General features: G+C 69.4%; 27 protein-coding genes. 16 read left to right on the forward strand and 11 right to left on the reverse strand.

Annotation, left to right across the window (positions count from 1 at the left end):
* Nucleotides 1-23 precede the first annotated feature (23 nt).
* Nucleotides 24-779, forward strand: coding sequence for a TetR/AcrR family transcriptional regulator (locus tag FEK34_RS08895; RefSeq protein WP_171048103.1), 756 nt, complete (start codon nt 24-26; stop codon nt 777-779).
* A gap of 111 nt (nt 780-890) precedes the next feature.
* Here FEK34_RS08895 and FEK34_RS30680 read toward each other — a convergent pair whose 3' ends face one another.
* Nucleotides 891-1,085, reverse strand: coding sequence for a DUF7455 domain-containing protein (locus FEK34_RS30680; protein WP_036538000.1), 195 nt, complete (start codon nt 1,083-1,085; stop codon nt 891-893).
* 274 nt (nt 1,086-1,359) lie between these two features.
* Here FEK34_RS30680 and FEK34_RS08905 point away from each other — a divergent pair, with 274 nt between their 5' ends.
* Complete coding sequence (locus FEK34_RS08905; protein WP_138447339.1) at nt 1,360-1,719, forward strand: DUF952 domain-containing protein; 360 nt, start codon at nt 1,360-1,362, stop codon at nt 1,717-1,719.
* 4 nt (nt 1,720-1,723) lie between these two features.
* Here FEK34_RS08905 and FEK34_RS08910 read toward each other — a convergent pair whose 3' ends face one another.
* Nucleotides 1,724-2,371 carry a response regulator gene (locus tag FEK34_RS08910; RefSeq protein WP_138447340.1) on the reverse strand — a complete coding sequence of 216 codons (648 nt, stop codon included), beginning with the start codon at nt 2,369-2,371 and terminating at the stop codon, nt 1,724-1,726.
* Entirely contained in the window at nt 2,368-3,579 is a 1,212-nt protein-coding gene (locus tag FEK34_RS08915; protein ID WP_249358889.1) for a sensor histidine kinase, read from the reverse strand. The genes FEK34_RS08910 and FEK34_RS08915 overlap by 4 nt, the downstream gene beginning before the upstream one ends.
* A 236-nt stretch (nt 3,580-3,815) precedes the next feature.
* Here FEK34_RS08915 and FEK34_RS08920 point away from each other — a divergent pair, with 236 nt between their 5' ends.
* The 3 genes from FEK34_RS08920 (at nt 3,816) to FEK34_RS08930 (ending at nt 6,565) form a co-directional block, all read left to right on the forward strand.
* Nucleotides 3,816-4,298, forward strand: coding sequence for a cation:proton antiporter regulatory subunit (locus FEK34_RS08920; RefSeq protein WP_138447341.1), 483 nt, complete (start codon nt 3,816-3,818; stop codon nt 4,296-4,298).
* 4 nt (nt 4,299-4,302) lie between these two features.
* On the forward strand, nt 4,303-5,466 hold the full coding sequence (locus FEK34_RS08925) for a cation:proton antiporter (RefSeq protein WP_138447342.1): 1,164 nt from the start codon (nt 4,303-4,305) through the stop codon (nt 5,464-5,466).
* 322 nt (nt 5,467-5,788) lie between these two features.
* Nucleotides 5,789-6,565: an MHYT domain-containing protein gene (locus FEK34_RS08930; RefSeq protein WP_138447343.1), complete on the forward strand. Its 777-nt coding sequence runs from the start codon at nt 5,789-5,791 to the stop codon at nt 6,563-6,565.
* Between the two features lie 67 nt (nt 6,566-6,632).
* Here the strand turns inward: FEK34_RS08930 and FEK34_RS08935 are convergent, their stop codons facing one another.
* Both FEK34_RS08935 and ppgK read right to left on the reverse strand, forming a co-directional pair.
* Nucleotides 6,633-7,994, reverse strand: a complete 1,362-nt coding sequence (locus FEK34_RS08935; protein ID WP_138447344.1) for an RNA polymerase sigma factor — start codon at nt 7,992-7,994, stop codon at nt 6,633-6,635.
* A 170-nt stretch (nt 7,995-8,164) separates the two neighbouring features.
* Nucleotides 8,165-8,923: a polyphosphate--glucose phosphotransferase gene (ppgK, locus tag FEK34_RS08940; protein ID WP_138447345.1), complete on the reverse strand. Its 759-nt coding sequence runs from the start codon at nt 8,921-8,923 to the stop codon at nt 8,165-8,167.
* Nucleotides 8,924-9,091: 168 nt separating this feature from the next.
* On the opposite strand from ppgK, the gene FEK34_RS08945 reads away from it, so the two are divergent.
* The gene (locus FEK34_RS08945; protein ID WP_138447346.1) at nt 9,092-10,021 is read left to right on the forward strand and encodes an inositol monophosphatase family protein; all 930 of its coding nucleotides are present in this window, start codon (nt 9,092-9,094) and stop codon (nt 10,019-10,021) included.
* A 9-nt stretch (nt 10,022-10,030) separates the two neighbouring features.
* Here the strand turns inward: FEK34_RS08945 and cei are convergent, their stop codons facing one another.
* Nucleotides 10,031-10,708, reverse strand: coding sequence for an envelope integrity protein Cei (gene cei, locus FEK34_RS08950; RefSeq protein ID WP_138447347.1), 678 nt, complete (start codon nt 10,706-10,708; stop codon nt 10,031-10,033).
* Here cei and FEK34_RS08955 point away from each other — a divergent pair.
* Both FEK34_RS08955 and FEK34_RS08960 read left to right on the forward strand, forming a co-directional pair.
* Nucleotides 10,692-10,970 (forward strand): hypothetical protein, encoded by a 279-nt coding sequence (locus tag FEK34_RS08955; RefSeq protein ID WP_138447348.1) that lies wholly within the window; start codon nt 10,692-10,694, stop codon nt 10,968-10,970. The two genes, cei and FEK34_RS08955, sit on opposite strands and share 17 nt — an antisense overlap.
* 111 nt (nt 10,971-11,081) lie before the next feature.
* A complete protein-coding gene (locus FEK34_RS08960) occupies nt 11,082-11,384 on the forward strand; it encodes a DUF4193 domain-containing protein (RefSeq protein ID WP_138447349.1) in 303 nt (100 codons plus the stop codon).
* Nucleotides 11,385-11,471: 87 nt separating this feature from the next.
* Here the strand turns inward: FEK34_RS08960 and FEK34_RS08965 are convergent, their stop codons facing one another.
* Entirely contained in the window at nt 11,472-11,987 is a 516-nt protein-coding gene (locus FEK34_RS08965) for a DUF3093 domain-containing protein (RefSeq protein WP_138447350.1), read from the reverse strand.
* A 74-nt stretch (nt 11,988-12,061) separates the two neighbouring features.
* Between FEK34_RS08965 and dut the strand changes: the two genes are divergently transcribed.
* A complete protein-coding gene (gene dut, locus FEK34_RS08970; protein WP_138447351.1) occupies nt 12,062-12,559 on the forward strand; it encodes a dUTP diphosphatase in 498 nt (165 codons plus the stop codon).
* A 4-nt stretch (nt 12,560-12,563) separates the two neighbouring features.
* Entirely contained in the window at nt 12,564-13,511 is a 948-nt protein-coding gene (locus tag FEK34_RS08975; RefSeq protein ID WP_138447352.1) for a DUF3710 domain-containing protein, read from the forward strand.
* A 46-nt stretch (nt 13,512-13,557) separates the two neighbouring features.
* Here the strand turns inward: FEK34_RS08975 and FEK34_RS08980 are convergent, their stop codons facing one another.
* A complete protein-coding gene (locus FEK34_RS08980) occupies nt 13,558-14,253 on the reverse strand; it encodes an alpha/beta fold hydrolase (RefSeq protein ID WP_138447353.1) in 696 nt (231 codons plus the stop codon).
* A 124-nt stretch (nt 14,254-14,377) separates the two neighbouring features.
* Here FEK34_RS08980 and FEK34_RS08985 point away from each other — a divergent pair, with 124 nt between their 5' ends.
* The 3 genes from FEK34_RS08985 to FEK34_RS08995 all read left to right on the forward strand — a co-directional run bounded on the left by FEK34_RS08985 (nt 14,378) and on the right by FEK34_RS08995 (nt 16,283).
* Nucleotides 14,378-14,782 carry an OB-fold nucleic acid binding domain-containing protein gene (locus FEK34_RS08985; RefSeq protein WP_036537982.1) on the forward strand — a complete coding sequence of 135 codons (405 nt, stop codon included), beginning with the start codon at nt 14,378-14,380 and terminating at the stop codon, nt 14,780-14,782.
* Nucleotides 14,783-14,785: 3 nt separating this feature from the next.
* Entirely contained in the window at nt 14,786-15,520 is a 735-nt protein-coding gene (locus tag FEK34_RS08990; RefSeq protein ID WP_249358892.1) for a DUF3159 domain-containing protein, read from the forward strand.
* A 127-nt stretch (nt 15,521-15,647) separates the two neighbouring features.
* Nucleotides 15,648-16,283, forward strand: coding sequence for a sigma-70 family RNA polymerase sigma factor (locus FEK34_RS08995; protein ID WP_138447354.1), 636 nt, complete (start codon nt 15,648-15,650; stop codon nt 16,281-16,283).
* Nucleotides 16,284-16,292: 9 nt separating this feature from the next.
* Here FEK34_RS08995 and FEK34_RS09000 read toward each other — a convergent pair whose 3' ends face one another.
* Both FEK34_RS09000 and FEK34_RS09005 read right to left on the reverse strand, forming a co-directional pair.
* On the reverse strand, nt 16,293-16,964 hold the full coding sequence (locus FEK34_RS09000) for a potassium channel family protein (protein ID WP_138447355.1): 672 nt from the start codon (nt 16,962-16,964) through the stop codon (nt 16,293-16,295).
* A 3-nt stretch (nt 16,965-16,967) separates the two neighbouring features.
* Complete coding sequence (locus tag FEK34_RS09005; RefSeq protein ID WP_036537979.1) at nt 16,968-17,633, reverse strand: potassium channel family protein; 666 nt, start codon at nt 17,631-17,633, stop codon at nt 16,968-16,970.
* Nucleotides 17,634-17,826: 193 nt separating this feature from the next.
* Here FEK34_RS09005 and FEK34_RS09010 point away from each other — a divergent pair, with 193 nt between their 5' ends.
* Both FEK34_RS09010 and FEK34_RS09015 read left to right on the forward strand, forming a co-directional pair.
* Entirely contained in the window at nt 17,827-19,815 is a 1,989-nt protein-coding gene (locus FEK34_RS09010) for an APC family permease (protein ID WP_138447356.1), read from the forward strand.
* Nucleotides 19,816-19,837: 22 nt separating this feature from the next.
* Entirely contained in the window at nt 19,838-21,235 is a 1,398-nt protein-coding gene (locus tag FEK34_RS09015; protein WP_138447357.1) for a class I SAM-dependent RNA methyltransferase, read from the forward strand.
* Nucleotides 21,236-21,293: 58 nt separating this feature from the next.
* Here the strand turns inward: FEK34_RS09015 and FEK34_RS09020 are convergent, their stop codons facing one another.
* Nucleotides 21,294-21,962, reverse strand: a complete 669-nt coding sequence (locus tag FEK34_RS09020) for an SIMPL domain-containing protein (protein ID WP_138447358.1) — start codon at nt 21,960-21,962, stop codon at nt 21,294-21,296.
* Nucleotides 21,963-22,144: 182 nt separating this feature from the next.
* On the opposite strand from FEK34_RS09020, the gene dxs reads away from it, so the two are divergent.
* The gene (gene dxs, locus FEK34_RS09025; protein WP_138447359.1) at nt 22,145-24,040 is read left to right on the forward strand and encodes a 1-deoxy-D-xylulose-5-phosphate synthase; all 1,896 of its coding nucleotides are present in this window, start codon (nt 22,145-22,147) and stop codon (nt 24,038-24,040) included.
* Nucleotides 24,041-24,064: the final 24 nt, after the last annotated feature.

Consider the following 24,064-nt stretch of genomic DNA (forward strand, 5'->3'; position numbering starts at 1 on the left):
CCGCCGTTGGCACAAGGAGTTCGATGGCCGCTCGTCCATCGCCGGACCCCGTCGAGCAGGCGGGGCAACTGCTGGCCCTGCTGTGGCGTCACCGGCTCCCGCCGCGCCCCGGTGGTCGCGGCCCCAAACAGGCCGTGAGCGTCGACGAGGTGGTGCGTACGGCCATCGCGCTGGCCGACCGGGACGGGCTGGCGAAACTGTCGGTGCGCGCGGTCGCCACCGAGCTGGGCCTGCGCCCGATGAGCCTCTACACCTACGTGCCGAGCATGCGGGCGCTGACCGTGCTGATGGTCGACGCCGTCGCGGCCGGCGACGAACCGCTGCCCACCGATGTGCCGCCACGCGAGCGTTTGGTCGCGGTGGCGCGGCAGGTGCGCGGCGAGGTGATCGCGCATCCGTGGCTGCTGGAGGTCTCGCCGTGGCGCATGGTGCTCGGCCCGGGGCGGATGCGCCGCTACGAACGCCAGCTCGCCGCGGTGGACGGGATCGGGCTGAGTGAGGTGGAGATGGACCGCGTGGTGGCGGTGCTGACCGAGTTCGCCACCGGCAACGCCCGCATGGCCGTCGCCGCGGCGCGCGAGGCGGAAGAGATGAGCGATGCGCGGTGGTGGGAGGTGCACGGACCGCTGCTGACGCAGGTCATGCCCGCCCATGAGTTCCCGCTCGCCTCGCGTGTCGGTGCTGCGGTGGGGGAGCTGTATCAGGCGCCCGCCGATCCCGACGGGGCCTTCGAGTTCGGGTTGGACGCGTTGCTGGACGGGATCCTTGCCGAGAGCTGAGAGCTGAGAGTCGCCCCTGAACGCAGCACAGCGGGCGACCGTATGGTCGCCCGCTGTGGTTGTACGCGGTATCCGGTTGTTCGATGCTGTTGTGTCGGACGCGAGGAGCGGTCAGAGGGCGGGAGCGGATTCCGTGTCGATCACGGCGTCGAGCTCACGCAGCCTGTCCATGTGTTCATTCGCGTGGTGCTGGCAGAAGAGCAACTCTCCACCTGCGGGCAGAACGGCACGCACTCGGGCAGCCGCCCCGCAGCGGTCGCAACGATCGACCGCGGTCAGTGGGGTGCTTGTCAGGGTTCCTGGCATGACTCCTCCGTCCTGGCTCCCGGCACACAGACCGTTCACCTGGTGTGGGGCCCGTGGTCACTCCGCGGGCTCGCTACCGCTACTTCCCAGCAGTGGTATGACTACTCTGTCAGACGTTCGGGACGGGGGCTTTGTTCCCGCAAGCGAATCGATGTGTTTTCCCTAACACGACCAGTGCTTTTCGCTGTGCGCGAACGACGCTTGTCGTGGGTGGGAAGCCACTCGAATCACCGACTCGAACAGGCCGATCCAGTTGTCTACCGGGAGATTACCCGTGACCTACGACACTCACACGCTGGTTCACCTGTGCACGGTCACAGAATGGCGAACCGCCGAGGCCACGGGTGCGCGTCGGCCGCCGTCGCTCGACGCCGAGGGATTCGTGCACCTGTCCACGCCGCAGCAGGTGCACCTGCCCGCCAATCGCCTCTTCGCCGGGCGGCGCGACTTGGTGTTGCTGCGTCTGGACCCCGCCCGGCTCGGATCGCCGGTGCGCTGGGAGCCGGGCGTGCCGTCCGACGATCCGGGCATGCTGTTCCCGCACCTGTACGGGCCACTGCCCGCCGCCGCGGTCGTCGCGGTCGAGGACTACCAGCCCCGCGAGGACGGGACCTTCGCCGCGCTCGACCACTGAGCCGCTAGTCGCCGCGCAGCTCGCGCGCCAGGATCGCCGCCTGTACGCGCGAGCGAACACCCAGCTTCGTCAGCACGCGTGAGACGTGCGTTTTGACCGTGGTCTCGCCGATGAACAGCCGCCCGGCGATTTGCGCGTTGGACAGGCCGTCACCCAGGCATTCGAGCACCTCGAGTTCGCGTTCGGTCAGATCCGCGAGTCCGTCGGGCTCGCGGTGGGCCGGGGCGCTGGGCGCGGCGGCGAAGGCGTCGATCACCTTCCGCGTCACCTCCGGTGCGAGCACACCGTCCCCGGCGGCGACCGCACGCACCGAGGCCACCAGGTCTTGGCCCGACACCGATTTGAGCACGAATCCGGAGGCGCCGGCCCGCAGCGTGCGGAAGACGTACTCGTCCAGGTCGAAGGTGGTCAGGATGAGCACCTTCGCCACGCCGTCGGCGGTGATTCTCGCGGTGGCCGCGATGCCGTCGACGCCTGGCATGCGCACATCCATGAGCACCACATCCGGTCGCAGCGCCCTGGCCTGGGCGACTGCCACATCACCGTCGGCGGCCTCACCCACCACCTCGATGTCCTCGGCGGCGTCGAGGATCATGCGCAAACCGGCGCGGATCGCGCTGTGGTCGTCGGCGATCAGTACCCGGATCGTCATAGGCGTTCACCTCCGGTGACCGGCTGCGCCGACAGTGGCAGTTCGGCGCGCACCGTCCACCCCTGCGCGGACGCGCCCGCCGTGAGTCCCCCGCCCAGCGCCGCAGCGCGTTCGCGCATATTCGTCAGGCCGCGATGGGGCAGGTCGGCCGGGTCGGCCAGGCCGTTCGAGCGGGAGAGCGGATTGCGGATCGCGACGGTGAGCGTCGTCGCGTCGGTGCTGATGTGGATGTCGACCTCCTGGCCGGGAGCGTGCTTCATGGCGTTGGTCAGAGCTTCCTGAATGATCCGGTAGGCGGCCTGATCGACCGCGCTCGGCACTGGGGTCGCGCCCACCTCGCCGTGCACTCGGACCGTGCTTCCCGCGGCGTGCGCGGCGTCCACCAGCAGCGCCAGCTGCGCCAGTCCGCGTGGGGCGGCCAGATCCTCGGCGCCGTCGTCGCGGCGCAGCAAGCCGATCATGGTGCGCATCTCTTGGAGCGCGCTGACACTGTTCGACCGGATGGATTCGACGACGCCGGCCAGTGCCGGGTCGCCGCCGTCGCGCCGGGCCAGCAGCCCGAGTGCGGCCTCGGATTGGATGGCGATGGCCGACAGGTGCCCGGCGATCACATCGTGCAGGTCGCGGGCCATCGTCTTGCGTTCATCGGCGATGGCCGCCCGGCGATCCAGTTCGGCCACCAGCGACAGCGCCCTGGCCTTGGCCCGTTCGGCCTGCGCGGTCTCCTTGTGCGCGCGCACCGTCAGCGCCGACCAGATCGACGTGCCGAGGAAGGCCGACGAGGCCAGCAGCGTGATCACGATCGCGCGCCACTCGCCGGTGACGGCCAGCGCGGCCACCGAGCCTGCCGCGGTGGCGGCGATGGCGGCGCCGACCACGAAGCGCGACTGGCGCCGCGTCCCGTACAGCACGCCCGCGTAGACCAGATCGGAGTAGACGAGCCAGATCGGAATCGTCGGCCCCAACGTGAAGTCGATCAGTAGCGGCACCAGGCCGGCCGCCAGCGCCCACATCGGTTTGCGCCTGCGCCACATGGTCGTCGCGCACAGCGCCGCGAGCAACACCATCCGCACCGCCAGCGGCGTCTGCGTGCCGTGTTCGGTCATGGCGTACAGGCCGAAGCCGTAGAGCGCGGCACCGAGGGTGAACACGAACGCGACGATCAGCGCATCCTGCGCCGTCGCCGACAACGTCGCCCGCCACTTCACCCACTCATCTCAGCACAGCGTCCACATCGCCCGGGTCCGCCGAAGTGATGAGTCGCCACGCGACGCCGGTCACCGGCACGGACCCGGCGCGCCGGCGTCGAACCCGCTGCTCATCCGGCTCGATGGTGTGCTCGAGCGCCCGGTAGACAGCACCGCCGATGGGGCTCGCGGGCACGGGGACCCGGGGCGCTCGTGGCGCGCTCGGCGGATTGTCCGGCGACGGCTAGCCTGGAGTTGTGAATGTCGATGTCACTGCGTTACCCGGGATCGGGGTGCGAAAAGACTTCGAGGTGAAGTCCGGGCGCCGGATCGGCGTCGTCGCCCACCGCGACGGCGATATCGATCTGATCGTGTCCAAGCTCGAGGACCCGGACGCCTGCGCCGCGCAGGTCGCGTTGACCACCGACGAGGCCGCCGTGCTGGCCAATCTGCTCGGCGCGCCGCAGCTGGTGTCCCGGCTCAACGACGACCATCGCGACATGCCCGGCATCACCACCCGGCAGCTGCCGATCTCCGACGACTCGCCCTACAGCGGCCGCACGCTCGGTGAAACGCAGATGCGCACCCGCACCAAGGTGTCCATCGTCGCGGTGATGCGCGCCGGGCAGCTGCACCCCTCACCGGGGCCGGATTTCACCTTCACCGCTGGTGACCTGCTCGTCGTCGTCGGGACGCCCGACGGCCTGGACGCCGCGGCGAAGATTCTCACGCACGGCTGATCCGGTGACCACGACCGCGCTCGCCCTCATCGAGCTGGGCGCGGTGTTGTTCGCACTCGGGGTCTTCGCCCGGGTAGCGGGCCGATTCGGGCTCTCACCGATACCGCTGTATCTGCTCGGCGGCCTCGCCTTCGGTCAAGGGGGCTTTATTCACCTCGGCGCCGCCAACGAGTTCGGGCATATCGCCGGGGAAATCGGTGTGGTCCTGCTGCTGTTGCTGCTCGGCCTGGAATACACCGCCGCCGAGCTGATGACCGGCATGCGCCGCTCCTGGCCGGTGGGCCTGCTCGACATCGTCGCCAACGCGACGCCCGGTGCGGTGGTGGCGCTGCTGCTGGGCTGGGGTCCGGTGGGCGCGCTGACCCTCGGCGGAGTCACCTACATCTCCTCCTCGGGCATCGCCGCGAAAGTACTCAACGACCTCGGGCGGCTGGGCAACCGGGAGACGCCGGTGATCCTGTCGATCCTGGTGTTCGAGGACCTGACGATGGCGGTCTACCTGCCGGTGCTCACCACGGTGCTGGCCGGGCTGAGCTTCGCCAGCGGACTGAAATCGCTGGCCGTCGCGCTGATCGCGATCACGGTGGTCCTGGTGGTGACGCTGCGTTATGGACGCTACGTCTCTGCGGTGGTGGACAGCACCGACCGCGAGGTGTTCCTGCTGAAGCTGCTGGGGGCGGCCCTGCTGGTGGCGGGTGTGGCCTCGGCGCTGAACGTCTCGACGGCGGTGGGCGCGTTCCTGCTCGGCATCGCGATATCCGGCTCCACCGCACGAGAGGCGGTGCGGCTGCTGGAACCACTGCGCGATCTGTTCGCCGCGATCTTCTTCGTGGCTTTCGGACTCAATACCGATCCGACCGCCATTCCCCCGGTCCTGGGCTGGGCGGTGGCGCTGGCGGTGGTCACCACCTTCACCAAGATCGCCACCGGCTGGTGGGGTGCGCGCCGCCAGGGCATCCGGCGGATGGGCCGGGCCAGGGCGGGTGTGGCGCTGGTGGCGCGTGGCGAATTCTCCATCGTCATCGCCGGCCTCGCGGTCACCACCGGCGCCATCGACGGCAAACTCGCCGCGCTGGCCTCGGCCTACGTCTTGATCATGGCGGTGGTCGGGCCCATTGCCGCGCGCGTGGTGGAGCCGGTGCTCGAACGGGTCACGACCGCGCGCTGATCGCGCTACCGCCGGCCTGCCGCGCCCACTCCGATGGTGACGGGGACGGACACGGAGAGCGCACGGCGGGCAGCGCCGGCAGGTTGCCGCTGGCCTGCGTGGGACAACCCGGTGGACCGTCGCGCGGCTCGGGGGCAGGATCACCGGAGCATCCTGGCGACATTCGGGCGTGCTGTGCTCCGGCCTCCCATTCTTCGGTCGAACCGGATTCCTGTTTAAAAGGAAACTATTACTGTAAATTCTCTAGCTGCGGATCCTTGTACATCTATGGCTCGGATCATGCGCACGCATGGTCCGAGCTCAGGCCAGCTAGGGAGCTCGTGTGCCCACGATCGATCACTTCAGCTATGGGTGGCTCACACCCGTCGTCGCCTATCTCATGTCGTTCACCGGGTCATTGCTAGGGCTACGCTGCATGGCCAGGGCGCGCTCGACCTCGCTGCGCGACGGCTGGATGGTCGCGGCCGCGGTCGCCATCGGCGGCACCGGCATCTGGGTCATGCATTTCATCGCGATGCTCGGCTTCACCATCGACGGCGCCTCGATCCGCTACAACGTGCCACTCACCCTGATCAGCGCGCTCATCGCCATGGTGGTGGTGTGGATCGGGCTCGGCGTTGCGCAACGGCGCACCTGGGGGCCGGCGGCGCTGCTGGCCGGTGGCGCCATCACCGGCGCGGGCGTCGGCACCATGCACTACTGCGGCATGTACGCGATGAAATCCGACGCCGCGCTCGACTACAACGGCTGGATCGTCCTGGTGTCCATCGTGATCGCCGTCATCGCCGCGACGGCCGCGCTGTGGTTCACCCTGCATGTGCGCGGCACCCTCGCGACCGTCGGCGCGGCGGCGGTCATGGGGGTGGCCGTGTCCGGCATGCACTACACCGGCATGTTCGCCATGCGCGTGCAGCACGTCGCGCACATGCACGAACCCTCCGGCGCGGGCGCGGCGCAACTGCTGACCCCGCTGACGGTCGGGGTCAGCATGGTGACGGTCGTGCTGCTGCTGCACCTGGCCATGACCGAAGCCGGCGAATCGGAGGCCCGCACCACCCGGTCCCGCCGGCCCGCCCAGTACTGGCCCACCCGGGACTAGACCCACCGACGACTACGGCCCGCGCACCGCCCAGATGGGGGCAGCACGCGGGCCGTAGTCGACATACCTAGTCCAGGTAGTCGCGCAGCACCTGGGAGCGGCTGGGGTGGCGCAGCTTGCTCATGGTCTTGGACTCGATCTGACGGATGCGCTCACGGGTGACCCCGTACACCTGACCGATCTCGTCCAGCGTGCGCGGCTGACCGTCGGTCAGGCCGAAACGCAGCCGGACCACGCCCGCCTCGCGCTCGGACAGCGTCTCCAGCACCGACTGCAACTGATCCTGCAGCAGGGTGAAGCTCACCGCGTCGACCGCGACGACGGCTTCGGAGTCTTCGATGAAGTCGCCGAGCTGGCTGTCGCCTTCGTCGCCGATGGTCTGGTCCAGCGAGATGGGCTCACGCGCGTACTGCTGGATCTCCAGCACCTTCTCCGGCGTGATGTCCATTTCCTTGGCCAGCTCCTCCGGGGTGGGCTCACGGCCCAGATCCTGGAGCAGCTCGCGCTGGATGCGGCCGAGCTTGTTGATGACCTCGACCATGTGCACCGGGATGCGGATGGTGCGGGCCTGGTCGGCCATGGCGCGGGTGATGGCCTGCCGGATCCACCAGGTGGCGTACGTGGAGAACTTGTAGCCCTTGGTGTAGTCGAACTTCTCCACCGCGCGGATCAGACCCAGGTTGCCCTCCTGGATCAGGTCCAGGAACGCCATGCCGCGACCGGTGTAGCGCTTGGCCAGCGAGACCACCAGACGCAGGTTGGCCTCGAGCAGGTGGTTCTTGGCGCGGTTGCCGTCGCGGATGATCCAGTTGAAGTCGCGGCGCACCGCCACGGGCAGCTTCTCACCCGCCTCGGCGAACTCGCGCATCTTCTCCGCCGCGTACAGGCCGGCCTCGATGCGCTTGGCGAGCTCGACCTCCTCCTCGGCGTTGAGCAGCGCGACCTTGCCGATCTGCTTGAGGTAGGCGCGCACCGAGTCGGCGGAGGCGGTGAGCTCGGCATCCTTACGGGCCTGGCGCAGCGCCTCGGATTCCTCCTCGTCCCAGACGAAGTCGCCGGAGGCCTTGTCCGCGGCGGTGGGCTCCTCGGCCGCTTCCTCGGCTTCTTCGGCGACCACTTCGACGAGGTCTTCGCCCTCGTCGGCCAGGTCGTCCTCGGAGACCTCGAGATCGCCGAGATCCTCCACATCCAGCGACTCGTCGTCGAGGTGTTCCTCGGCGTCCTTGCCCTTGGGTGCGGCTTTCTTGGCACCGGCCTTCTTGGCCGGGGCCTTCTTCGCGGCGGCTTTCTTGGCGGGAGCCTTCTTGGCGGCGGCCTTCTTCGCCGGAGCCTTCTTGGCGGCAGCCTTGCGAACCGGCCGTGCTTCGGTTACATCGGCGGAGTCGGCGTCGGCCGATTCGGCGGTCTGACGGGTATTCGTGGCTACCACGTACGCCCTTTCGTGACGGTCTCGTGCGGCGTCACGCCAGAGTAGATATCCGGCGGAGCGGTCTGTCGGGTTGCACCGGCCAGCGCCGGTCGGGTTTCACCGGCTCACCGCCGGGCAGTTCCATTGTAACGATCGGACCCGCGAGGTCTCGCCTGCGATGCCCGCAACCGCTAAGGTGCGATTCCCGCATCGATGGCCATGGCCGCTCCGACGATGCCCGCGGTGTTCTTCAGGTTCGCCGGAATCACCGGAGTCCGGTTGGTCAGCAAGGGGATCCACTGCGCGGCATCGCGGCTGATCCCGCCACCGGCGACGAACACTTTCGGCCAGAACAGGTTCTCCAGGCCGATCAGCACGGTACTCACCTGGACCGCCCACTGCTGGTACGACAGGCCGTCGCGATCCTTGATCGATGCGGCCGCGCGATGCTCGGCCTCCATGCCGCCGATCTCGACGTGGCCGAGCTCGCTGTTGGGTACCAGGGTGCCGTTGTAGAGCACCGCCGAGCCGATGCCGGTGCCGAAGGTCAGCAACAGCACCAGGCCGTCGAAATCCTTTGCCGCGCCGTAGCGGTCCTCGGCCATGCCCGCAGCGTCGGCGTCGTTGAGCACGGTCACCGCGCGGCCGCCCAGCGAGGCGCTGAACAGCGTCCTGGCGTCGGTGCCGATCCAGGCCGGATCCACGTTGGCGGCCGAGCGGGCCACCCCGTCGAGCACCACGCAGGGCAGCGTGATGCCCACCGGCCCGTCCCAGCCGGCCTGGGCGACCAGATCGGCGACCGTCTCGGCCACCGCGTGCGGGGTCGCGGGCTGCGGGGTGGCGATCTTGATGCGCTGGTGCACGAGTTCACCGGTGGCCAGATCCACCGTGGCGCCCTTCACGCCGCTGCCGCCGATATCGATTCCGAATGCGTGCCCCCGAGCAGACATGACAGTTCCTCGTTCCCTGTGCCGGCCAGTACGGAATACGCGCCGCCGCACCGGGGCTTCGCGGCCGCCAGCCGGGGCGCGAACGGTGTGCCCGACGACGGCGCTGTGTCGTGCACGACAAGAGTAGTGGGCGCTCGCGGCTGCGCGGTCCGCAGGATCTGTGGTGCGATGGAGGACGTGCCGCATTCGTCGTCCTCGCCCCAGCCTGCCGTCCTGACCACCGAGAACTCCCCGATCGCCGCACCCGACGCCGCCGAGTTGCGCCGCCTGGCGGTCGAGCTGGCCGAGGCCGCCGCCGCGCATGTGCGCACCCGCAGACCCGAGGTGTTCGGGCCCGCCGGTGACGCGGACGGCGCCGTCCAGTCCAAGAGCACACCCACCGACCCGGTGACAGTGGTGGACACCGAGACCGAGCAGCTGATCCGGACCATGCTGGCCCGGCTGCGCCCGGCCGATCACATCCTCGGCGAGGAGGGCGGCGGCGATCTGTCGCGCGCCGACGACGACACCGTGGTCTGGGTGGTCGATCCGATCGACGGCACCGTCAACTTCCTGTACGGGATCCCGGCCTATGCCGTCTCCGTGGCCGCCATGCGCGGCGGACGCTCGATCGCCGGTGCCGTGGTCGACGTCGCCGCCGAGCGGACCTATCACGCCGGGCTCGGGCTCGGCGCCGAACGCGTCGACGCCGATGGCTCAGTGCACCCCTTGCGCTGCACTGCGGTGCAGGAGGTGCGCATGGCGCTGGTCGCCACCGGGTTCGGCTACGGCGCGGCGCGGCGGGCGCGTCAGGCCGCGCTGGTCGCCGAAGTGCTACCGCGGGTGCGTGACATCCGCCGCATCGGTGCGGCGGCGCTGGATCTGTGCATGGTGGCCGAGGGCCGGGTCGACGCCCACTACGAGCACGGCCTCAATCCGTGGGACTGGGCCGCGGGCGCGCTGATCGCCACCGAGGCCGGGGCACGGGTGGTGGCACCGCCGTCGCATTCGGCCGGTGCCGCGGGGGAGTTGTTCGTCGCGGCCGCGCCGGGGATCGCCGACGAGCTGCTGGCCCTGCTGGACGAGCTCGGGGTCAGCGCACCGATCCCCGAGGCCTGACCGTCCTTCTCAGCAGCGGGCCTTCCTGGCCGCATCGAGCAGATCGATATCGAGGGCCGGGGTCTCGCCGGAAGCCGGGTTCTTCAGTGAACGCAGCACCTCTTCGGCGTCGTTGGACGGCTGGATGTCGCGGAACAGCGAACCGAGCACCAGGTCGACGGTGTCGTCCTCGCGCTTGTCCTCGATCAGTTCCGCGCACGGCACGGCCAGCTGCACCGAGGCCGCGGCCCGGCGGCCGTTCACGCCGAAGCGGATCTGGCCCATGCATTCCAGATCGCCGTTGACGTATATCGAATCGTTGCCATAGGCCTGATTCGGGACGCTGCCGAAACCGAGGTCGCCGAGCTGGGCCGCGGCATGGGCGGCCTGCCCGCGCTGGTTGTTGGCATTGAGCACGCGCACCTTGGTGTCGGCCAACGCGGCCGGTTCCACGTTCTCGAGCCGGCTCGGACCCACCCGTTGCCCCAGCGGGGGCTGCGGTTCGGCGCCCGGATCGGTGGCCGGGCTCGGCGAATTGCACGCCATCGCCGTGTAGTCGGCGTCCTCGGTCGTCAGCGCCTTGATCCACACGATCGTGCAGATGAGGGCCAAAACCGCGACCAGGACGAGCCAGGGCTGCAGGCGCCGCCGGATGAAGGGTCGTCCCCGCGAATCCGTTGCGCTGCCTTCGGTGATCAGTGAAACCACCAGCACACTCTACGAAAATGTCCGGGCGAACCTTGCAGCCGCCGTGCCGTCGGTCTCGATTCGTGACAGCGATGGTGTCGATTCCCTGACGGTTTCGACTCGGCTGTGTTTTGATTGCGACTTTTGTCTGGGGGTCCGCTATTGTCTGGCGGCCCAGATCGAAACACCGGCCCGAAAATCGGTGGTTGGTCGCGGGAACAAGCAGGGCATGTTCAGCGTTGTCCGACTGCTATCCGGTGCAGAACCTCAGAATCTGCCCTGATAGGGGACCGGTACACGTGTGATGTGTGCCACCGGCGGGGCGGTGTGGACAACCGCGAGGAATGTCCGCGCCGATCCGGGATATACGGAGTAAGGACGAGGGGAAGACGACATGGCAACCGACTATGACGCACCGAGGCGCACCGAATCCGACGACGTGTCGGAGGATTCGCTGGAGGAGCTGAAGGCTCGTCGCAACGAGGCTCAGTCCGCCGTCGTGGATATCGACGAATCCGATACCGCGGAGTCGTTCGAGCTTCCCGGCGCGGACTTGTCCGAAGAAGTGCTGACGGTCCGGGTGATTCCGAAACAGGCCGACGAGTTCACCTGCTCGAGCTGTTTCCTTGTGCACCACCGCAGCCGACTGGCCAGCGATAAGGGCGGTCAGCTGATCTGCATGGACTGCGCGGCCTGAGCGCGCGCCCGATATGGCAACGGCCCCGCGAACCGGGATCTGAGATCCCCTCGCCGGGCCGCTACACCGCGCTCTCGCACCGCGGTGTCAGTCCGCGCTCGGCAGCCCCAGCGCGGCGAGGACCCGTTCGGGCCGGCGCGTACTGATCAACCAGTACGGCGTCGGATCGTCCGGGTCGTCCAGCACCAGCAACACCATCGACCCGATCCACGGGCGATGTTGCACATAGGCGGCGGGGTCGAGTTGACGACCCAGCGCCGCGCTCTTGGCGCTCGCGGGCACCACGGCCGCGCGGGCGATGAATTCCACCGGCAGGTGTGCCCGATCCACCTGGAGTTCCGGCGCGCCGTTCGCGTCGGCGGCCACCGCGACGCGGTGGCGGCTCAGCCACAGCAGCACCCACACCGGCACCGGGAACAGCAGCACGTAGGGCAGCCAGGCCCGCACGCCGGGCGCACCCATATGGATTTCGGCGGCCAGCAGACCGGCGATCGCGAACGCCACCGGCCACCACCACAGCGGCACCCACAGGCGCTCGGTATAAGCGGACGAACCCGGCCGGGTCGTGCGCTGGGTATCGGCTGGTACGGGCTGGTCGGACACAACTCAAGAGTAAGCCAGCGGCTCGCCGGTCCTCCGCACAGGTACGGCCGGGAAAACGCGTAGGCTCGTGCTACGTGAGCGCACTTTCACCGATACCTCTGCTGCGGCTCGATCCCGGCATCCCCGTGCCGACGCGCGCCCATCCCGGCGACGCGGGCGTGGACCTGTGCACCACCGAGGACGTCATCCTGGAACCGGGGGAGCGGGTGCTGGTCGGCACCGGCATCGCGGTGGCCCTCCCGGTGGGCACCGTCGGACTCATCCATCCGCGGTCGGGGCTGGCGGCCAAGACCGGCCTGTCGGTGGTCAACACGCCCGGCACCATCGATGCCGGATACCGGGGCGAGATCAAGGTGTGCCTGATCAACCACGATCCACGGACCCGGATCGAACTGCGTCGCGGCGACCGGATCGCCCAGCTGCTGGTGCAGCGGGTGGAACTGGTGGATTTCGTCGAGGTCGACCGGCTCGACGAGACCACCCGGGGTGCGGGTGGCTACGGCTCGAGCGGTGGACACGCGAGCCTCGGTGCCTCCGATACGGCGCCGGCCGCGACCGGCAAGGAGGAATGACGCGATGTTCGGGAAGAAGAAGTCCACCCGCCGCGACAGATCCGTCGACGACGACCGCTACGACGAACCCGGCGACTACGCCGAGTTCGACGGCGATGAATACGACACCGACGAATACCCGGAGTACTCCGACGATTTCGCCGACGCGCTCGCCGAGGACGACTACGACGACGACTCCGCTTACCGTCGCGGCGAGCATGCCGCGCCCGACGACGACGAGCCGCCGGCCACCGGCCCCTACGACTACGAGGAAGTCGCCGAACTGCTCGAGTCGGTCGCCGATCAGCGCCTCGACCTCGGTTCGGTGATCCTGCCGGTGCCGCCGGGTGGCCAGCTCCAGGTGGAGATGACCCCCGAGGGCACCCCGCAGGCGGTGCATCTGGCCACCGAGCACGGGCGGATCACCGTCGCGGCGTACGCGGCGCCGAAATCGCCGGGCCAGTGGCGCACGGTGGCCTCGGACCTGGCCGATTCGCTGCGCAAGGACGGCGCGAAGGTCGCCATCGAGACCGGGCCGTGGGGCCGGGAGATCTTCGCCGTCACCGAAGGGGCGGATCTGCGCTTCATCGGTGTGGACGGCTATCGCTGGATGGTCCGGCTGGTGGCCGCGGGCCCCTCGGGCGCCGCCGACGCCGACACCCCGCTGGTCACGGCCGCGCGCGCGATTCTGGCGGAAACGGTGATCCGCCGGGGCACCGACCCGCTGCCCGTGCGCGAGCCGCTGCCCGTGGTGCTGCCGCAGGAGTTGGCCGATCAGCTCGCGGCGGCCCATCAGCAGCAGATCGAGGCTCAGCAGCAGGCCATCGCGGCCCAGCAGCAGGCGCTGGCCGCCCAGCAGGGCACACCGGGAGTGGTGCCGGGCATCGCGCCGGGTGTGGGCCGTCCGGTCATGCCCGATCAGCCGCGGCGCGGTGCCGACGGTTCGGCCATGCAACAGCTCGGCCGTAACTAGCGGGCCGTTATCGGGGCGGCAGCCCGGCGCACCAGCACCGCCGGGCTCAGCCGAAGGCGGCCAGTCCCAGATGGCCGAGGACGGCCGGATCGGCGCCCAGTTCGTCGAGGGTGAGTTCCTCCAGTACCGATGTCGCGATCAGCCGGGCCCATTCCTGGGCGACCGGCCACGGATGGACCGGATCGTCGAGCGCTCCGATCACCGCCACCGGCGTGGTCAGGGTCTCCAGGCGTTGCGGCTCGGGCCATTTGTAGGCGGCTGCTTCCTCCAGCGCCTGCGGCAGGTCCGGCCACTGAGATCGCCACGAGCGATCCAACGCCTCACCCAGCCAGGCGGGACTGCCCGCCCGCATCCGTGCCACCACCTCGTCGAGGCCGTCGGCACGCAGGGCCGCCGCGGTACCGGCGGCGCTGGCGGCGGCGGGACAGCCGCTGCTGTCGGGTCCGGTCCAGGCAGGCAACGCGGCAATGGCACCGGCCGCGGCATCGGGGCGAGTGCTCGCCCATTCGATGGCCACCGCGGCCCCGAGTGAGATTCCCGCCGCCAATACGGGGCCACGGCGTGCGGCTTCGTCGAGGGCCGCGACATAGCTGTCGACGACCGCGCGAGGGTCCGGATCGACGGCGATCAATTCGAGTCCGTGCACGGCGCAGGCGGGCCCGAACGCGCGGCGCGCGAAGTGGGCGTCGGAGCCCGTACCTGGGAGCCCGACAACGACGGCGGGTGTGGGTGAGTCGAACATCGGAGGTGAGCGTAGCGGTGCGGTGGTTGCCCATCTACAGTGGCGGTGTACGGCCGCAGACGGTCGTGCGAACAACGAGATGGTCGTGCGACCCACGTCCATCAGCTCTACAGGAGACCGAGCGATGTCTTCCTTCGGAGGAAGAAAGGCGGCTTCGAACCCCGCCTCGGGATATTTTCGCAGGCTCGGACGCAGACTGACCGAGGACATCGATCAGCTCGACGCCGAGGAGCTGGCCGAGACGGCCGACGCCTCGGGAGCCTGCCTGGCATCGGAGTGTCGCCGCGGCGACGAAGCGACGATGCTCGGGCGCCTTCGCAGTGTGGAGGCATGCCCCCAGTCCGCAGGCGCGAGTGTGCAGGCGGAGTTCTACGACGGCACCGACGCCATCACCCTGGTGTGGATCGGGCGCAAGCGCATCCCCGGCATCGAATCGGGACGGCGCATCATGGTCCGCGGTCGCGTCGGCGACCGTGACGGCCGCAAGGTCATGTACAACCCCTACTACGAATTGCGCGGGAACAGCTGACGTATGCCATCGAGCGACGAAAACCTACCGACGCCCGCCGAACTCACCACCACCACCGCGCCGGAGCCCGCGCCCGCCGGCGCCGCTGGTGAGGAGGTCGAGGCCGAGGTAGCCCGCCAGCAGACGCTGCTCGAACAGCTCGGTGGCTTCAGTGGCCTGATCTATTCGACCCTTCCGGTCCTGGTCTTCGTTCCGGTCAACACCTTCGCCGGGCTCACCGCCGCGATCTGGGCCTCGCTCGGAGTGGCCGCGGCGATCCTGGTCTGGCGGCTGATACGCCGCGATCCGGTGCAGCCGGCGATCTCCGGTTTCATCGGCGTCGGCATCTGCGCGTTCATCGCCTACCGGATGGGGGAGGCCAAGGGCTTCTTCCTGTTCGGCATCTACACCAGCCTGGTATACGGGGGTGTGTTCCTCGCCTCGATCCTGGTGCGCTGGCCGCTGGTCGGCGTCATCTGGGGTGTGCTCAACGGGCACGGCACCGAATGGCGCGCCGACCGGCGGGTGATCCGGCTCTACGACATCGCCACGCTGGCCTGGGTGCTGGTCTTCGGCTCCCGGTACCTGGTGCAGTCGCACTTCTACGACACCGACCACACGGGCTGGCTCGCCTTCGCGCGCATCGCGATGGGCTGGCCGCTGACGGCGGTGGCGCTCACCGTCACGGTGTGGGCGGTGCGCCGGGCCGGGCATCTGCCCGTCGCCGGCCGCGCCGCAGGCCGCCACGCCAAGGCCTGATTCCGCGGGTCGGCCTCGACCCGCCGTGAAGGTGGGGCCCTACCCACCCTGGGGTATCTGTCGGCAGCCTCTCGATCGGCGCAGGATCGTTCTATCACCGCGAACGATCGCTGAGAGGACTGGCGAATTGGCTACCCAGCGCACCACCGCCACCACCCGCACGGGCCGCAGGCAGGACAATCCGGCCCTGTCGGAGAGCCGCCGGATCTCGGCCGAACTGAACACCCTCATCGGTCCCGCCGCCGCGGGCGACAGCCGTGCCATCAGCGATCTTCTGCGGCTGATCCACCCGCTGGTGTATCGCTACTGCCGATCCCGGATGGGCAACACCGCCCACCTTCAGGTCACCGCCGATGACGTCGTGCAAGAGGTCATGCTGGCCACCGTGCACGCCATCCCGCGCTACCGGGAACAGGGCAAGTCGTTTCTGGCCTTCGTCTACGGCATCGCGGCGAACAAGGTCGCCGACGCCTTCCGCCGCGCCCAGACCCACCCGGTCTATCCGACCGACCACATGCCCGACACGGCGTCACTGGCGGCCGGACCCGAGGAACGGGCCCTGGTGTCCGAACGCCAGCGCGCCACCCGTCAGCTGATGCGGGTGCTCGCACCCGTGCACCGCGAGGTGCTGGTGATGCGGATCATCCTCGGCTGGACCGCGGCCGAGACCGCCGACGCGATCGGCACCAGCCCTGGCGTGGTGCGGGTGATGCAGCACCGGGCGCTGAACAAGCTGCGCGCCGAACTGAAGGTGGCCTCCTGAGCGCTGCGCTCAGGACGCGGCGCCGTGGGAGTTGAGGGCCGCGCGCAGCTCGTCCTCGCCCTCGGGTGAGGTGACGAACAGCAATTCGTCCTCCCCTTCGAACGGGTCGTCGGCCTCGGGCACGATGACCCGTCCGCCGCGCAGGATGGTCACCAGCGCGGTATCGCGTGGCAGTTTCAGGGTGCGGACCGGTTTACCGGCCAGCGATGTGTCCGGCGGCAGGGTGAGTTCCACCAGGTTCGCCTGGCCCTGCCGCAGCGTCATCAGCCGCACCAGATCGCCGACCGACACCGCCTCCTCCACCAGCGAGGCCAGCAGTCGCGGCGTCGAGACCGCGACGTCCACACCCCAGGAGCCGTCGAAGAGCCATTCGTTGCGCGGATCGTTGACCCTGGCCACCACCCGGCGCACGCCGAATTCGGTCTTGGCGAGCAGGCTGTGCACGAGGTTGGCCTTGTCGTCGCCGGTGGCGGCGATGACGACCTCATAGGTTTCCAGGTCGGCGTCCTCGAGCAGGGCGAGCTCGCAGGCGTCGGCGTGCACCCAGATCGCGTCCGGGATGGCGGCGGGGTCGATGTGGTCGAGCTGACGTTCCAGCAGCATCACCTGGTGTCCGCTGCGCAGCAGCTCCCTGGCGATGGATCGGCCGACGGCTCCGGCGCCGGCAATGGCCACCTTCATATCTCAGTCCTCGTTCGCTGGGGGCTTACCGGCGAGGGCGACGGCTTCGCCGACCGACCCGGATGTGGCGGCCACATAGATGATGTCGTCGGCCTGCACCACGGTCTTGCTCTCCGGGAGCACACCCTGGCCGAAGCGGATGATGAACGCGACCCTGGCGCCGACGGTGCGTTCCAGATCGCGCACCGTGCGCCCGTACCAGTCCTCGTGCAGGGTCAGCTGGGCGACGGCCACGGTGCCGGTGGGGTCACGCCAAGTGGTGGTGCCCGCGTCGCCGATGAGGGTGTGCAGGAAGCGGTCGGTGGTCCATGGCACGGTGGCGATGGTGGGGATGCCGAGCCGTTCGTAGACGGCGGCGCGTTTGGCGTCGTAGATCCGCGCGACCACGCGTTCGACGCCGAACATCTCCCTGGCCACGCGCGCGGAGATGATGTTGGAGTTGTCGCCGGAGGAGACAGCGGCGAAGGCGCCCGCGCGTTCGATTCCGGCCCGGGTCAGCACGTCCCGGTCGAATCCGACGCCGAGCACCCGTTCACCGGGGAAGTCCGCGCCGAGCCGCCGGAAGGCGCTCTGATCGCGATCGATCACGGCGACCTCGTGACCTATCCGGACCAGGGCGCGCGCCAGCGACGAACCCACGCGTCCGCACCCCATGATCACTACGTACACCGTGCAACCTCGTTCCTGGAAACCGTGGCGGCCGGTCTGTTCGTCCGTCCGGGATCGAACCGTACTCGCCGCGTGTCCCCGCAGCCATGTTCCCCCCGCCAGGTCACATCAAACATGTCGGCACCGCATCGAACAGGGGAACTACCGTGACGTCCCGGGACGCGGCGTTTCGGCGGGGCCTATGCTCGCTCCAGTGTCCAAGTTGACGACAGCGGCGAAGCGGATGCTGCTCGGCAGGCCGTTCCGCAGTGATTCGCTCGGTCATACGTTGCTGCCGAAGCGAATCGCGCTGCCCATTTTCGCTTCCGATGCCATGTCGTCGGTCGCTTATGCGCCCGAAGAGATCTTCCTGGTGTTGTCGGCGGCCGGGATCTCGGCCTTCGTGTACGCGCCCTGGGTCGGTGTCGCGGTGGCGATCGTGATGGCGGTGGTGGTCGCCAGCTACCGGCAGAATGTGCACGCCTACCCGTCGGGTGGTGGCGACTACGAGGTGGCCACCACCAATATCGGCCCCAACGCCGGGTTGACGGTGGGCAGTGCGCTGCTGGTGGATTACGTGCTCACCGTCGCGGTCTCGATCTCCTCGGCGGCCTCCAATATCGGCTCGGCCATCCCGTTCGTCGCCACCCACAAGGTGCTGTTCGCGGTGGTGGCCATCGCCTTGCTGACCGCCATCAATCTGCGCGGTGTGCGTGAGTCGGGCAAGACGTTCGCAATCCCCACCTATGCCTTCATCTTCGGCATGTTCTTCATGCTCGGCTGGGGTCTGCTGCGCATCTACGTCTTCGGCGAGGATCTCACTGCCGAATCGGCGGGCTTCGGGCTGGAGGCCGAAGACGAGCACCTCTACGGCATCGCCTTCGCCTTCTTGATCGCGCGCGCGTTCTCCTCCGGCTGCGCCGCGCTGACCGGTGTCGAGGCCATCAGCAACGGTGTGCCCGCGTTCCGGAAACCGAAGTCGCGCAACGCCGCGACCACCCTGCTGCTGCTCGGCACCATCTCGATCACCCTGCTGATGGGCATCATCATGCTCGCCCAGAAGATCGGGATCGTCTACGCGCACAACCCGGAGCACCTGGTCGGCGCCCCCGCCGACTACCAGCAGAAGACGCTGATCGCCCAACTGGCCGAAACCGTCTTCGCCGGCTTCCCGGTCGGGTTCTTCTTCCTCACCGTCGTCACCGCGCTCATCCTGGTGCTGGCCGCCAACACCGCGTTCAACGGGTTCCCGGTACTCGGTTCGGTGCTCGCGCAGGACCGCTACCTGCCGCGTCAGCTGCACACCCGCGGCGACCGCCTGGCCTTCAGCAACGGCATCCTGTTCCTGTCCGGCGCCGCCATCGCCTTCGTGGTGCTGTTCGACGCCGAGGTGACCAAGCTGATCCAGCTCTACATCGTCGGGGTGTTCGTCTCCTTCGTGCTGAGCCAGTTCGGCATGCTGCGGCACTGGACCCGGCACCTGCGCACCGAAACCGATGCCGCGCAGCGGGCGAGGATGAAGCGGTCGCGGGTGATCAATGCCGTCGGCCTCACCATGACGGGCACCGTGCTGGTGATCGTGCTCATCACCAAGTTCTTCGCCGGCGCCTACATCGCCATCTTCGTGATGGTCGCGATCTTCGTGGTGATGAGGATGATTCGGCGCCACTACGATTCGGTGGCACGCGAACTCGACGAACACGAGTGGGACGGTGTGCTGCCGAGCCGGTCGCATTCGATCGTGCTGGTCTCGCGGCTGCACCTGCCGACCCGCCGGGCACTGGCCTACGCCCGCGCCACCCGCCCGGACACGCTCGAGGCGATCACCGTCAATGTCGATGATCCCGACACCAGGGCGCTGGTGCGCGAATGGGAGCAAAGCGATATCAATGTGCCGCTGAAGGTGATCGAATCGCCGTACCGCGAGATCACCAAACCGGTACTCGACTATGTCAAGCGGGTGCGCAAGGACGCACCGCGCGATGTCGTCACGGTGTTCATCCCGGAGTACGTGGTCGGCCATTGGTGGGAGCAGCTGCTGCACAATCAGAGCGCGCTGCGGCTCAAGGGCAGGCTGCTGTTCGAGCCCGGCGTGATGGTGACCAGCGTGCCCTGGCAGCTCAGTTCCTCGGCCAAGGCCCGTGCGGCCGGGGTCACCAACGCACCCGGCGCGGTGCGGCGTGGATACGAGGATCGGTCGTGAACCGGCCAGGCGCGTGCGGGCGATGAGCGACTGGTCCGGGCAGACCTTCGAGATCCGGCTGGGGCCGCCCGGCCACGGTGGGTTCTGTGTCGGGCGACACGAGGGCCGGGTGGTGTTCGTACGGCACAGCCTGCCCGGTGAACTGGTGCGCGCCCGCGTCACAGAGGACGCCGGCGGATCGTTCTGCCGGGCCGATGCGATCGAGATCCTGGAGGCCTCGCCGGATCGGGTGCCCGCCACCTGCCCGGTGTCGGGCCCGGGTGGGGCGGGCTGCTGCGACTTCTCACACGCCAGGCCCGCCGCGCAACGCGGACTCAAGGCCGCGGTGGTGGCCGAACAGCTACGCCGGATCGCCGGGCTGGACCGCGACATCGTGGTCGAGCCACTGGACGCGGGCACCGGCACCGGCGGCTGGCGCACCCGCGTGCGGCTGCCGGTCGACGCGGCAGGCCGCGCGGGTGCCCACCGGTATCGCAGCACCGACGTCATCGCCGATCTGCGCTGCCCGCAGCCGGTTGCCGGCGCGCTGGACGGCATCGCCGAGCGGCGGTGGACGCCGGGCGCCGACCTGGTGATCGCGGTCGACGGCGATGGCGCCCGCCACATCGTGGAGTTGGCGCCGCCGGTCGAGACCGATTTCGGCCGCGAGCGCGATCGCCGCGGCGAGAGTGGCACCGATACCGGGCGTGAGGGTCCGCGTCGCGGGCGGGCGGGTGAGCGCCCGCATCACGGCAAGCGTGGGGGACCGCGCGGCCGTCGCGGTGAATCCCGCCCCGGCAACGCCGAACGTCAACGCGCGGCCGCCCACCGCGCCGCCGCGCACGCGGCCCGGGACGAATGGCTGATCGAGGGCAGCGGCCGGGCTGTCGAATACGTGGCGGGCCGGCGCTGGGAACTGTCGGCCACCGGCTTCTGGCAGGCCCATCGCGATGCCGCGCAACGCTATTCGGATGTGGTGGCCGGATGGGCGGCCCTCGATACCGGCGCCACCGCGTGGGATCTCTACAGCGGCGTCGGCGTTTTCGCGGCCCGGCTGGCCGAACAGGTGGGTCCGTCCGGTGCGGTGCGGGCGGTGGAATCGGCGCGTACCGCGGTGGCCGACGGCATCGCCGCGCTGGCCGACCTGCCGTGGCTACATCTGGGCGGTGGCCGCGTCGAACGCTGGGTGGCCGAGCACAGCGGCAGCACACCGCGGGTGGTGGTGCTGGACCCGCCGCGCACGGGCGCGGGCAAGGCTGTCATCGGCGCAGTGACCTGCGCGGGGCCCGAGCGCATCATCCACATCGGCTGCGACCCCGCCTCCTTCTCCCGCGACGTCGGCCTCTACCGCGCGGCGGGCTACGAACTCACCGGATTGCGCGCCTTCGACGCCTTCCCGGCGACCCATCACGTCGAATGCCTTGCGCTACTGGAGCGTTGAGCTACCCGCGGGCGAGGAAGGTCTGCCGCAGCGGCCGGGCGTTCGAGGATCCGGGAGCTCAGTCGAGTTCCCAGGTGACCCGCAGGTCGGCGGCGAGTTCGGACTCGCCGAGTTCCACGGACACCGGCGCCGCGGCGTAGGCGATTTCGGTGGCGCCGCGCATCCGCGGCCGGGGAACCGGGACCGACGCGGACGTGTTCTCGGTGATCTCGACGACGGCACCGAGGGCGCGGCCGGCGCGGGCGGCGTACTGCTCGGCCTTGGCTTTCGCGTCGTCCCAGGCCGCGTCGCGGGCGGCGCCGAGCACGGCTGCGGGGTCGGCGACGGTGAGTTCGAGGCCGCCGAGGCGCACATCGTCGCCGCCGGCGTCCACACAGTGCGCGATGACGGTGGCCGGGCCGGGATCGGCGTCCTCGCCGATCTCGCGCAGGGTGATCGTCAACGAGGTGGTGGCCAGATAGCCGGTGACCTTGTTGCCGCCGCCCTCCACCCAGACGGTCTCGGCCCGCACCGACAGCCCGCTGGTGGCGATGTCTGTACTCGGCACGCCGTAGGAGCGCAGCGAGTCGGTGACCGCGGAGACCCGCTCACCGGCGCGGCCGTAGGCCAGGGCCACCTTGCTTGCGCGGCTTTCCACCGACAGGGTGACGCGCATCAGGTCGGGGGTCGCGCGGACGGTCCCGTGACCGAATGTGGTGACCGCGCCCGACGCCTTCTTCTTGCCCACGGGTTCTCCTGTCCTCGACTGTTCGCGCCCGCCCACGAGCCCACTCTAAGCTGGGCATCGTATGTCGAGTCTCACATTCACCGGCCATGTCCGCTGGTGGGGCTCCGTCGTCGTGTGAGGCACACAGCGTGGCTCCGTAGACTGATCGGATCAGATGCGCTATCCGGAGGGAGCGAGTTCAGGTGGGAATGCTTTCCCGGGTCGACACGCCCGAAGACCTGCGGCAGCTGACGGTGCCGCAGCTGCGCGAGCTGGCGGCGGATATCCGTGAGTTCCTGGTCCGCAAGGTCGCGGTCACCGGCGGTCACCTCGGCCCCAACCTCGGCGTGGTCGAGCTGACCATCGCGCTGCACCGGGTCTTCGACTCGCCCGCCGACCCACTGATCTTCGACACCGGCCATCAGGCCTACGTGCACAAGATCCTCACCGGACGCAAAGACCAGTTCGACACCCTGCGCACCCAGGGCGGCCTGTCCGGCTACCCGAGCCGCGCCGAGAGCGCACACGACTGGGTGGAGTCCTCGCATGCCTCGGCTGCCCTGTCCTACGCCGACGGCCTGGCCAAGGCGTTCGCGCTGTCGGCCCAGGACCGGCATGTGGTGGCGGTGGTCGGTGACGGCGCGCTCACCGGCGGCATGTGCTGGGAAGCGCTGAACAATATCGCCGCCGCACCCGACAGGCCGGTGGTCATCGTCGTCAACGACAACGGCCGCTCCTATGCCCCCACCATCGGCGGGCTGGCCCAGCGGCTCACCGCGCTGCGCACCCAGCCGGCCTACGAACACGCGCTCGACGCCGGCCGCAGGCTGCTCAAGAGCATCCCGCGGGTGGGCGATTCGGCGTATTCGATGATGCACGCGGTGAAAGCGGGCATCAAGGACGCGGTCAGCCCGCAGGAGCTGTTCAGCGATCTCGGCCTCAAATACGTCGGCCCGGTCGACGGGCACGATATCGGCGCGCTGGAAGGTGCGCTGCGCCACGCCAAGGATTTCGGCGGTCCGGTGGTGGTGCACGCCGTCACCCAGAAGGGTCGCGGCTTCGAACCGGCCGAGAACCACGAGGCCGATCAGATGCACGCCTGCGGGCCGATCGACCCGCTGACCGGTGAGCCGGTGGGCAGCAGCAAGGCCAAGGATTGGACCTCGGTGTTCTCGGCGGAGCTGATCGAGCACGCGCAGCGCCGCGACGACATCGTTGCCATCACCGCGGCCATGCCCGGCCCGACCGGTCTGGCCGCCTTCGGTGAGCGATTCCCGGAGCGCATGTTCGATGTGGGCATCGCCGAGCAGCACGCGGTGGCTTCGGCGGCCGGTCTCGCGCTCGGCGGCATGCATCCGGTGGTCGCCATCTACTCGACGTTCCTCAACCGGGCCTTCGATCAGCTGCTGATGGATGTCGCGCTGCTGAAGCAGCCGGTCACCCTGGTGCTGGATCGTGCGGGCATCACCGGCTCCGACGGTGCGAGCCACAACGGGATGTGGGATCTGTCGGTGCTCGGCATCGTGCCCGGTATGCGGGTCGCTGCGCCGCGCGACGCCGTCACCCTGCGCGAGGAGCTGGGCGAGGCGCTGGCCGTCACCGACGGTCCCACCGCGCTGCGTTTCCCGAAAGGCAGTGTGATCGAAGAGATCACGGCCGTGGAGCGGCTCGACGGTGTCGATGTGCTGCGTCTGCCCGACGGCGACGGCACCGCCCGCACCCAGCACGGTGACGTCCTGCTGGTGGCGGTCGGCTCCTTCGCATCCATGGCCGTGGAGGTCGCCGAACTCCTGGCGCCGGAAGGTATTTCGGTCACCGTCATCGACCCGCGCTGGGTGCTGCCGGTCTCCGACACCATCGTCAAGCTGGCCGAGAACTACCGCATGGTGGTCACCGTCGAGGACAGCGGCCTGCACGGCGGCATCGGCTCCAGCGTCTCGGCCCGCCTGCGCACCGCGGGCGTCGACGTCCCCACCCGCGATATCGGTGTCCCGCAACAGTTCCTGGACCACGGCACCGTCGCCCAGGTCCGCCAGGAGCTGGGTCTGACCGCCCCCGACATCGCCCGCCGCATCGCGGGCTGGGTCGACGCGGGCTGAGCCCGGCATCGGTCGGCTCAGGTC

The sequence above is a fragment of the Nocardia cyriacigeorgica genome (assembly GCF_005863245.1).
GTDB classification, from domain to species: Bacteria; Actinomycetota; Actinomycetes; order Mycobacteriales; family Mycobacteriaceae; genus Nocardia; species Nocardia cyriacigeorgica_C.